6 protein-coding genes and 3 pseudogenes are annotated in these 9,777 nt (G+C 72.1%); 5 read left to right on the forward strand and 4 right to left on the reverse strand.

The features are described 5' to 3' along the window. The first annotated feature begins 44 nt into the window (after positions 1 to 44). Positions 45 to 488, forward strand: coding sequence for a hypothetical protein (locus AB0P35_RS36305; RefSeq protein WP_257019572.1), 444 nt, complete (start codon positions 45 to 47; stop codon positions 486 to 488). A 271-nt stretch (positions 489 to 759) separates the two neighbouring features. On the opposite strand, the gene AB0P35_RS36310 is transcribed toward AB0P35_RS36305, so the two are convergent. The 3 genes from AB0P35_RS36310 to AB0P35_RS36320 all read right to left on the reverse strand — a co-directional run bounded on the left by AB0P35_RS36310 (position 760) and on the right by AB0P35_RS36320 (position 4,503). Beyond that, positions 760 to 2,307, reverse strand: coding sequence for an HAD-IC family P-type ATPase (locus tag AB0P35_RS36310; RefSeq protein ID WP_363519555.1), 1,548 nt, complete (start codon positions 2,305 to 2,307; stop codon positions 760 to 762). Between the two features lie 84 nt (positions 2,308 to 2,391). Next, positions 2,392 to 3,657, reverse strand: a complete 1,266-nt coding sequence (locus AB0P35_RS36315; RefSeq protein WP_363519558.1) for a hypothetical protein — start codon at positions 3,655 to 3,657, stop codon at positions 2,392 to 2,394. A 354-nt stretch (positions 3,658 to 4,011) separates the two neighbouring features. Then, entirely contained in the window at positions 4,012 to 4,503 is a 492-nt protein-coding gene (locus AB0P35_RS36320) for a hypothetical protein (RefSeq protein ID WP_363519560.1), read from the reverse strand. Between the two features lie 764 nt (positions 4,504 to 5,267). Here AB0P35_RS36320 and AB0P35_RS36325 point away from each other — a divergent pair. The 4 genes and pseudogenes from AB0P35_RS36325 to AB0P35_RS36340 form a co-directional block, all read left to right on the forward strand. Next, positions 5,268 to 5,486 (forward strand): annotated as a pseudogene (locus tag AB0P35_RS36325) (hypothetical protein); the annotation flags it as partial. A gap of 610 nt (positions 5,487 to 6,096) precedes the next feature. After that, complete coding sequence (locus tag AB0P35_RS36330) at positions 6,097 to 6,381, forward strand: hypothetical protein (RefSeq protein ID WP_144298851.1); 285 nt, start codon at positions 6,097 to 6,099, stop codon at positions 6,379 to 6,381. An 18-nt stretch (positions 6,382 to 6,399) separates the two neighbouring features. Beyond that, positions 6,400 to 7,280 (forward strand): annotated as a pseudogene (locus tag AB0P35_RS36335) (PRC and DUF2382 domain-containing protein). A 169-nt stretch (positions 7,281 to 7,449) separates the two neighbouring features. Beyond that, positions 7,450 to 8,520, forward strand: coding sequence for a YihY/virulence factor BrkB family protein (locus AB0P35_RS36340; RefSeq protein ID WP_095877633.1), 1,071 nt, complete (start codon positions 7,450 to 7,452; stop codon positions 8,518 to 8,520). A gap of 1,161 nt (positions 8,521 to 9,681) precedes the next feature. On the opposite strand, the pseudogene AB0P35_RS36345 reads toward AB0P35_RS36340, so the two are convergent. Beyond that, a pseudogene (locus AB0P35_RS36345) lies at positions 9,682 to 9,777 on the reverse strand (1-acyl-sn-glycerol-3-phosphate acyltransferase); the annotation flags it as partial.

Here is a 9,777-nt window from a genome sequence, read left to right on the forward strand (position 1 = left end):
CTGAGTTGAAGGAGCTCGTCCGGGCGGGTGGTGAGGGTCGGAGCATGCGATCGTCGGCGGACTTCGTCGAGTGGGCCTCCGCGCTGACCCCGGATGAGTTGACCGAGCCGTTCACGTTCGTCGTCGATGCCGGCGGGGTGTTGCGACTGGCCGCGCGCCGCAGCGAGCACGTGGTGTGCGCCGGCGGCGAAGAGGTGCTGAGCGCCGGTGAGATGAGCTTCCGTGAGGAGTCCGGGCGGTGGGAGGTCGAGGAGGTCAGCAACCAGTCGACCGGATACTGCCCGGACGTCATCTCATGGCCGACCGTGGCCGAGGCCCTGGACCGGATCAGGGTCCAGCGCCCGTCCGGCTTCACCCATGAGGTGGTCTTCCGCCGCTGCCGCTCCTGCCAGGAGCTCAACATCGTGCGGGAGGAGGACTTCGTCTGCGTCTTCTGCGGCGAGGACCTGCCGCCCTCGACGTCCTCCGCGACCCGGACGGGGCGCTGACGACGGTGTGGCGGCTCGGGATCTCGCCCGGCCTGTGCAAGCACGAGGGCACCCAGAGCATGGACTGGGCCCTGGAGTTGATCGCCGACGACACGAACCCGGGCCGGCACATCAAGGGCGGCGACGCCGTCGCCGAGGGGGAGTGGCCAGACATGGACACCATCGACCGCGGGCTGGAACGCGCCCTGCAGACCCAGCCCATCCCCAAGACCCTCCCCGGGCGGGTCAACTTCCTCATCCGGCAGTACAAGGGCACCCGCGCCGTCGCCGCTTACTTCGGCGTCTCCATCCGCTCCGTCGTTTCGAAGGGCTGCACCTCCAGGGGAGTCCAGGGCGACCCGGGCAGTGCCGCAGTGAGGATCGCCTCATCGGTGGAGTGGGGGTGGATGCCCGCCTCCTGGCCCGGGGTGCGGCAGGTCAGTGCGGCAGCCTGAAGCAGCGGAGCCGCGTCGGTGGAGTCGCCCGGGTATTCCGCGCCCTTCGCGGTGGCCACGCGTACCAGGTGCAGGCGGTTCTCTGTCAGGGTGCCGGTCTTGTCGAAGCAGATGGTGTCCATCCGGCCGAGCGCCTCCAGGGCACGCGGGGTGCGCACGAGGATGCCGATCCGGCCGAGCCTGCGGGTCGCGGCGAGTTGCGCGACGGTCGCCACCAGCGGCAGGCCCTCCGGGACGGCGGCCACCGCGACCGCCAGCCCGCCCCGGACCGCATCCCGCACCGGCCGACCCCGCAGCAGCGACAGGCCGGTCACGGCGGCACCGCCGAGCAGCGTGAACGGCAGCATCTGGCTGGTCAGTTCATGCAACCGTGCCTGGACGCCGGGCGCGGGCCGGGCACGCGAGGCCAGGTGCGCGGCGCGGCCGGCCTCGGTCTGATCGTCGGTGCCCACGACGACGGCCCGGCCGTGGCCGGCGACGACGGTGGTGCCCTCGAAGACCATGCAGTGGCGGTCGGCCACCGGGGCGTGCGGGGTGGCGTCCACCTGTTTGGGGGTGGGCAGCGACTCGCCGGTCAGCGAGGACTCGTCCACCTCCAGCTCCTGTGCCTCCAGCAGCCGGGCGTCGGCCGGTACGACGTCGCCGGTGTAGAGCTCGACCACCTCGCCCGCGGCCAGCCGGCGCGCCTCCACCATTCGGGTCTGTCCAGTCTTCAAGTCGACCACTTGGCGGGCTCGTTGACGCTGCCCCAGCTTGAGTCCGGCGAGTGCTTGCTCGGCGCGCAACCGCTGCACCCCGCCGACCAGGGCATTCACGCCCATCGCGCCGGCCACCATCAGCGCGTCCACCGACGACCCCAGCAGGGCGGAGGCCGTCGCGCCGACCAGGAGCAACGGAGTGAGCGGATCGTGCAACTCGGCATGGACAGCAGTGATCAGACGAGCCATCAGGCGCTCGGGAGCGAAGACCGGAAGCCGCGCGACCTTGCCGACGGCCCCCCGGACGTTCGCAATCGCACTCGGCTCCGCTGCTTTGGCCTGGGCCCTGACCCGCGCAAGTGCCTCCTGCGGTTGCAGGGCGTGCCAGGGCACGCGAGGAGGCGGGTGGGGCGCGCGATCGGTAGTGACGTTCAGCGCGGCGCGCCAGCCCGAGACGAGCGAGGCGGCTGCAGCGGCGTTCACGGGACTGAGCCGGAAACCGAGCGGGAACGTGAGGCGCTTCGACCGGGTGCCGCGGGTCACCACCAGCAGTCCGGCGAGCGCCGCGCCCGCCTCGGCGAAGACCTTCGCCTGCCCGCCGACGGTACGGGCGGCGGGAATCGCGGCCAGCAGCCGCCAAGCCCCGGCCAGCCCGTGCAGCAGCAGCACGTCCGCGCCCCACACCACCGCGCCGACGTCGTCGGTGAGCGAGACGGCGATGTTGCCGCGCAGGAGACCGGCCAGTACTTCCTGGCTCTCCGCGCCCAGGTCCTACTCGGTCGCTGCCTGGCCGCAGGGGACGTGAGCGATAGTCATGACCACGCGGCCGCCGCGCTGGAGCTCGCGGACCACCTCGGCCAACGGCCGCTCCGAGCCGACGAGTTCGTCGGCCAGGGTGCCGAAGTCGCCGAGGGTTCCGTCGTCCTGCACCACGACATGCAGGCCGGCCCGCCGGGCCGCGTCCAGCGCTGCCTCGGCCAGCGGGTCGATCTCCCAGCCGAGAAGGACGGTGCCGATGTCCCGGTCCTGCTCCGATGCGATCATCAGGCCGGTTTCCGACTTGTCCTGGTCGGGGACCGGGCGCAGGCCGAGTCCTTCGCCGGACTCGAGTACCGCCGTCGCGGCCTGCCACAGCCGGTCGTGGTCCCAGTCGTCCACGTTCGGATTGGCGTCCAGGACCGTACGCCGGGTGCCGCGCAGCACCTGCGGATGCAGGACCACCGTGTCGACGAGTTCCAGCTGTCTGAGCCGGTCGAGGTTGCGGACGAGCGCACCCTCGCGGGCCAGTCCGGTGCCCAGGGCCGCAGCGAAGGCGGCCGGGCCGTAGCGCGCGGCCTTCGGGTTCCCGGCCATCAACGCCTCCGCCGCCTCCTGCACATTCCGCGTGAACAGGAGCGTGCCGGCCGCGCCGAACAGGGTGCCGGTGACCGCCTGGTCCCGGTACTCCTCCCCTGGGTAACGGCGGATCGACGGACGGGCGACCTGACGGCCGGCCAGGCTCAACCGCTCCGGTGCGCACACGGTGTCATGGGCGGCATCGAACGCGGCTGCGCGGGCAACGGCCTCGGTCAGCTGACTCGCTCTCAGTGCGGCGTCCAGCACCAGGGCGGTGGGCGACTGCCCGATACCCTGGGCGGCCGCGTTTACCGCGGCTAGCACCAGATCGGTGGCCGACCGCCCCAGACGGCGCCGCAGCACGGACCGGACCCGAGGGTCCTCGCGCAGCAGCGTGACCCCGGCGGTGACCAGGTGCGGTGCGCTTTTCAGTCGGACAGTCCGTGCGGCCACCGCGGTGGTGACACCCACCGCGTCGCAGGCCAGTGCGAGCGCTCCGGAGCGTATGCCGCCCGTGTGGCCCGGATGGGCGGGCTCCAGGACGTCCTCCTGAGGCCGTTCCAGTTTCTGCGCGGCCGCCAGCTCGGTCGCGCGGTCCACCACCCGGTCGGTGACGGCATCCTCCGTCATCTGCACCACCAGCCGGGCCAGGCCACCGTCCCAGTAGGCGGCCAGCACGTCCGGGCGCTTCGCCAGGCCCACAGCCACCCGCCTGGCCGCCGCCTCCACGTTCCGTACGGTGGCACCCTCGCCCGGACGCAACGGGAGCTGTACTCGGGATCCGGCACGCCAGTACCCCCGGCCAGGGGTCATCGCATTCAGTCCGACCCGGCCAACCCGCACCGCCGTCTCCGACACCGCTACCGCACCGCGCGCGGTGGCGCGCACGCCCGCGTCCGCCGTGCCGGCCGTCAGCCGCGCGGCCGCACCAGCGGCCGGTCGGACCTGGCGGGCCACCTGCACGGGTACTCCCAGCGCCAGGTTCAACCCCGCGGCGGGGAGTCGGCTCAGGAACCGCAGGACCATCTCTCACCTTCGTGGAACTTTGGAGGCCTCTCACCCACCGGCCGACGAAGCTGCCGATCCCGAGCCGGCCGTACGGCGTCGGGTCGATGCCGTGGTCGTCTTCGTCTTGGTTGCTGGCGCCTTCTTCGCAGTACGCCGCTTGGTCGTCGCACGCCCCTTGGCCGAGGGCTTCGACGTGGACCGGCGGGTTGTGCCGGTGCGGGCCGCGGCCGTCGAGGTACCGGTCTCGCCGGGCGCTGTGGGACGTGACTGCGTCAGCCACACCACCGCGGCGCCTGCAGCCGCCACCGGCCACTCGACCACGCCCGCCGCACCCAGCAGGCCGGCGCCTGCGTAGGCCGCGATCCGGCGTGAGCGCGGGGAGACGACGCCGACCGTCTCCAGGACGGTGTCGAACGCACTTCTGACCGTGGAGGCGCCAGGCGCATGGCTCACCGTCGTCTTCACCGTGTCAACGGGATGAAGCAGCTTCTCCGCGGCCGGGGAGGACGCTCGCGTTTCTTCACTCATGATCTGTCTCATCTCCTACCCCCATTGCATACCCGCGCTCGCTGCACGAAATCAGCACGGCCCAGGTCAGCCCCCGGATTCAGCCCTCCCGCATGCCCACTGACTGATCAACCCGGGACGAGGAGGATCGGCGTTGGGGAAGAACGCACAGCAGGCCGAGAAGGACAGACCGCACTCGCCCTGAAAGTCCCGGACGGTGCCTGTGTCCCTACCGGCCGGCGCAGCCCGCGCGACAAGGGCCCATCCCGGGCCGGGATGCGCGCCGATCGGGCCGGGCGAGGGCGCTCTTGCGGGCGCGCAGGAGATCGTTGAGGCCGGCGGAGGCGAGAAATAAGGAAGGTGACGGCCATGCAGCAGCGGTGGGTGGCGGGTCGCCGATCAGTGCGGTGTGCAGGGCGTTGCGAATCCTTGGGGCGGTGTGCGCGTGTCAGCTTCGCCGACCAGGACCACGGTGGGGGAGCCATCCGGTGCGGTGCGCCGGCACGAGGTGCGCTCCCTCTGGATCGGAGCGCGCGGAGCGCGACGGCGAAGACCCGCACCGGCCCGTCCCGACCGCGCCTGCCTCACAGCGGCTGTCCGCCGAAGTCCCTGACCCGCCCGACCGCCGCCACGCGGCAGCCCTGCCGCGCCGGGCGGTGGCCGGCCACCGGCTCCGGTCGTTCGGGCGGCGCAGGACTGCGTCGCTGCTGCCCACGCGGGTAGTCGCGTGAGTGCGTCCCGCGATACGGCCTGTCGGGCCGGTGCCCGCCCGGGGGCGTGGAAGGAATGTCGGAATCATGAGCGAGGAAACCGGCCGGGTCTCCGGCAGGAAGGACAGGGACTACAACCTGCTCTGGTACGTCGAGGCGTGCCTGAGCAACGTGCTGCGCCTGGAGAGCTACGTGCAGGACGCTGAGCGGGAGGGCGACGGCGAGGTGGCAGAGTTGTTCCGCAAGGCGCAGGCGGACAGCCGCAAGGGCGCCGAGATGGGCAAGCGGCTGCTCGCCGCCCGGCTGACCGCCGCAGACGCCGGCGAGGGCGGCGGTAAGGGCACCGCAGCGGGTGCTGGTGAAGGCGTGCCCGCGGCCACCGGTGACGGCACCGCCACGGTCCCCGGCGAAGGCAACGCCGTCGGCAGCAGTGGCGCCTCGGCGCCTGCGGGCGATCCGGTTCTGCCCCAGGATCCGGCGACCCCGTAGTCCAACGGGCCCCGTGGCCTGCTGCCGCGCAGCCCCGTCTCGCGTTGGCCCATCAGTGGTCGCGGGGCTCCCGGCCCTCGGGGGCTGCTCACGGTCGTCGTCCGCGGCGTCCTACGCGGGCGGTCACCTCGACTACGAGGTGGCTCCGTGCCGCTGCTGATCATCAACCTTCCCCCGGCCTGACACCCGCTCGGGCGTCTAGGCTCCCGCCAGCTGGCTGACTGACTTCCGGCAGGCCGGGATGCCTCGCGATGCCTGTGCGCCGCATCGACCGCGACGACGTCCTCGACTTCCGCTAGCAGGCCGCCCTCGGCCCCCAAGGACCCATCGTGCGACTCCACACCGCCCTCGCCGCCGCAGCCTCGGCCACCCTGCTGCTCGCCGCCCCGCCACCGCCGCTGCGCACCGGGCGGCCGGAGAGACGGTCATGGCGACGCTGTACGAGGTGATCGACGCGCTGCCGGTCGCGGACGAGGGCCGCACCGGCTACGTGCGCACCGCCTTCCGGCACTGGATCGACGCCGACAAGAACGGCTGCGACACGACACCCGCAGGTCCCGCACCGCTCCACCATGAACCGCGACCAGCTCCAGGAGGCCGTCGCCAAGGCCACCGCCCTGCAAGCTCCGAAGGCGCCAGGTTGATCGCTGCTTGCAGTTTTGTCCTGTGGGTGCCGGACAGGAGCGGTCTCAATGACGGAGCTGTGAGCTGAGAGTCTGGGGAAACTGCCGTGATCACTGAAGAGCAGATCGGGACCGTGCTGGAGCACCCGGTGTACGACGCCGAAGGCAACAAGATAGGGGATGCGAAGCACGTGTTCCTGGACGACGCGAGCGGTACCCCGGAGTGGGTGAGTGTGAAGACCGGCCTGTTCGGGACAAGCGAGTCCTTCGTGCCGCTCAAGGGCGCCCGCCTGGTTGAGGACCACCTCGAAGTCCCGTTCACTAAGGACAGGGTCAAGGACGCGCCGAAGGTGGATGTCGACAGCGGCGTCCGCTTGTCGGCGGACCAGGAGCACCGCCTGTACGAGTACTACGACCTGGTGTGGGACGAGGCGTGGCAGCGGGCGAACGAGCCGGGCGAGGCCGGCTGGGCCCGCGGCGACGCCGACGCCGGTGAAACGGCCGGTACCGCCGGGATGGCCGGTGGCGGGATGGGGGACCGATTCCCCGGTGCGGCCCGCGTCGGCGACGGCGGCGGCGAGGCGATGACGCGCTCGGAGGAGGAGATGCGTGTCGGCACCGAACGCGTTGAGGTCGGCCGGGCGCGGCTGCGCAAGTACGTGGTGACGGAGAACGTTCAGAAGACCGTGCCGGTGCGCCACGAGGAGGTCCGTGTCGAGCGCGAGCCGATCACGGACACCAACCCTGAGGCGCCATGAGCGGCCCGGGCATCACCGACTCCGAGCACGAGGTCACCCTGCACGCAGAACGCCCGGTCGTAGCGACGGAGGCCGTCCCGGTCGAGCGGGTGCGCATGAGCACTGAGGAAGTCCTCGACGAGCAGACCGCCAGCGGCGAGGTCCGCAAGAAACGCATCAAGGCCCACGGCGCCGACGACGCAGAGAGCGACGCGGACGACGACGGAGAAGGCCGCGGCCGCCGCGTCTGAGCCCGCCCGACCGACCCGCAAAGGCGAGCAGTCAAGGTCGCCTACCCGGACGCGGAGCCGAACGATGGGCCGGTTCCTCCGTGCCAGCCTCCCGGGGCGCGACGGTTTTTGCCATCGTTGGCGGGGCGTTGCGCGGTTGAGCCGGCGCAGACCGGAAAGGCGCCCGGGCATGGCACTGATCCACAAACGCAAGCGCAGTTCCCGCGACGGGGAGCGAGGGCAGGTAGGGCCGGGCGAGGCGGTGGAGGCCCGGGCGCCGCAGGGACCCACCGAGGTGCCCGGGCAAGGCTGGTTGGCGGTGCTCAAACGCACCGGCAAGGAGTTCATGGACGACGAACTGCCCGACCGGGCAGCGGCGCTCACCTACTACGGCGTCCTGGCGATCTTCCCCGCCCTGTTGCTCCTGGTCTCCGTTCTCGGCCTGGCAGGGGCCTCCGCCACCAACCAGGTATTGGACAACCTGCAGAATCTCGCCCCCGGCGCGGCCCAGGACATTCTGCGCAACGCGGTGACCCAACTGCAGGGAAGCCGCGGCGCCAGCGGCATCCTGGCCGTCGTCGGCCTGCTGGGCGCCCTCTGGTCGGCCTCCGGGTACATCGCGGCGTTCATCCGCGCCTCCAACGCGGTGTACGACATCCGCGAGGGCCGGCCGGCGTGGAAGGTCACACCGCTGCGGCTCGGGCTGACCGTGCTGATGATGGTATTGCTCGCGGCGAGCGCGCTGATCGTCGTGTTCACCGGGCCGCTCGCCCAACGGATGGGCGACGTGCTCGGGCTGGGCGACACAGCCGTGACGGCGTGGTCGATCGCCAAGTGGCCGGTGCTGGTGCTGCTGGTGGCATTCATGATCGCGCTGCTGTACTGGGCTGCGCCGAACGTGCGCGGGCGCGGTTTCCGCTGGGTGTCACCGGGCAGTCTGCTCGCGGTCGGCCTGTGGCTGCTGCTGTCCGGCGGCTTCGCCCTGTACGTGGCGAACTTCGGCTCGTACAACAAGACGTACGGCACCCTGGCCGGTGTGATCGTCTTCCTCGTGTGGCTGTGGCTGTCCAACCTGGCCATCCTGCTCGGCCTGGAATTCGACGCCGAACTGTCCCGCGAACGTGCCATCGAGGGCGGCATGCCGCCCGCTGAAGAGCCCTACCTTCCACCCCGCGACACCCGGAAATGGCCCGACGGCGCCGACGCAGCTCCGACGGGCCGGAACCGCACGGCGGGCAGGCACGGCACCGACGAGACGTAAGGCCGTGCAACCGCACCGTCCACAAGGTGCAGCCTGGTCGGCACGGCTGTGGACGACGCGGCCCCGGGTGGCGCCGAGCCGCCAGCGGACGCTGCGACCATCAATCCCCTCGGCCCGCTCGGGGCTGCACCTGGGACGGTGACCGCCTGACGGTCCCGCCGACCTCCCGACCTCCCGACATCGCCACACGCCACGCGTGGCATGCCTGATGTCCCGTCATCGGTGCCCGCCCCCGTGTCCTCGGAGGCCGCCGCGGTGGTGGCCGTGGGGGTCGCCCGGTTCGGGATACGGCTTTCGCGTAGATCTGCGAATTCGGCTCAGCCCAGGCGGGCTGGGGCAGGCGCGGCCCGACGGAGGGGCGACCGAGGCAGCGAGCACACGAGCAGGAGCCTTGAGCGAGTGCACGAGCCCGGGGATATCGGACAGGGAGCAGCGCCCGGAGGAGACACGGTCCGCCGTGCAGGGCGTGCAGGAGATGGCGAGGAGGGCGCGCAGGCGGTGGCCGACCACGTGGCCGACGTTGGGGCCACGGCGAGGGAGCAGGCGTCCCAGGTGGTCGGGGAGGCGAGTGTCCAGGCGCGGGATCTGCTCGCCGAGGCCCGCACCCAGGTCCAGGAACAGGCCCGGATGCAGACGGGCCGGCTCGCGGAGAACGTGCGGCGCTTGGCCCACGAGCTGCGGGACATTGGCCGACCATGGCAAGCCGGATTCCACCGCCACGGCCGCGGTCGCGCAGATCGCCGACAACGGCCACCGGGTGGCGGACCACCTCGAGCGGCGCGGACCGGACGGCCTGCTGGAGGATGTACAGGACTTCGCCGGGCGCCGCCCCGGCCTGTTCCTTGCCGGAGCGGCGCTGGCGGGCTTCGCGCTCGGCCGGACCGGCAAGGGCGTGGCGGCGGCAGGCAACTCCCCGACGGCCGACGGCGGTCCCGACCGCCGCGGCGCATACCCTCCCGCGGTCCCCGTGGCTCCGCCCGCCGCCCTGCGCCCGGCGGACGGCCGCGCCGATCCGGCCCCGCAGGCATCGACCCGGACCCCTACGAGGCCCACGGCCAGTCGCAGCCGCCACACGTCACCCCCGCCTACGGGCAGGACCCCACGGTCCCCAGCCGCCTGCAGCCTCCGGCACAGGGAGAGTGAGCGATGGCCCTCTCCTACTCCGAGCAGGGGAATCCGCCACAGGCCGGCGGTCGCCATCACCACCGGCTCGGTGCCCAGCCGGTGCAGCGCCGCCAGCACCACGCCAGGGTCGGC

Source organism: Kitasatospora sp. NPDC085879, from assembly GCF_040686255.1.
Classification (GTDB): Bacteria; Actinomycetota; Actinomycetes; order Streptomycetales; family Streptomycetaceae; genus Kitasatospora.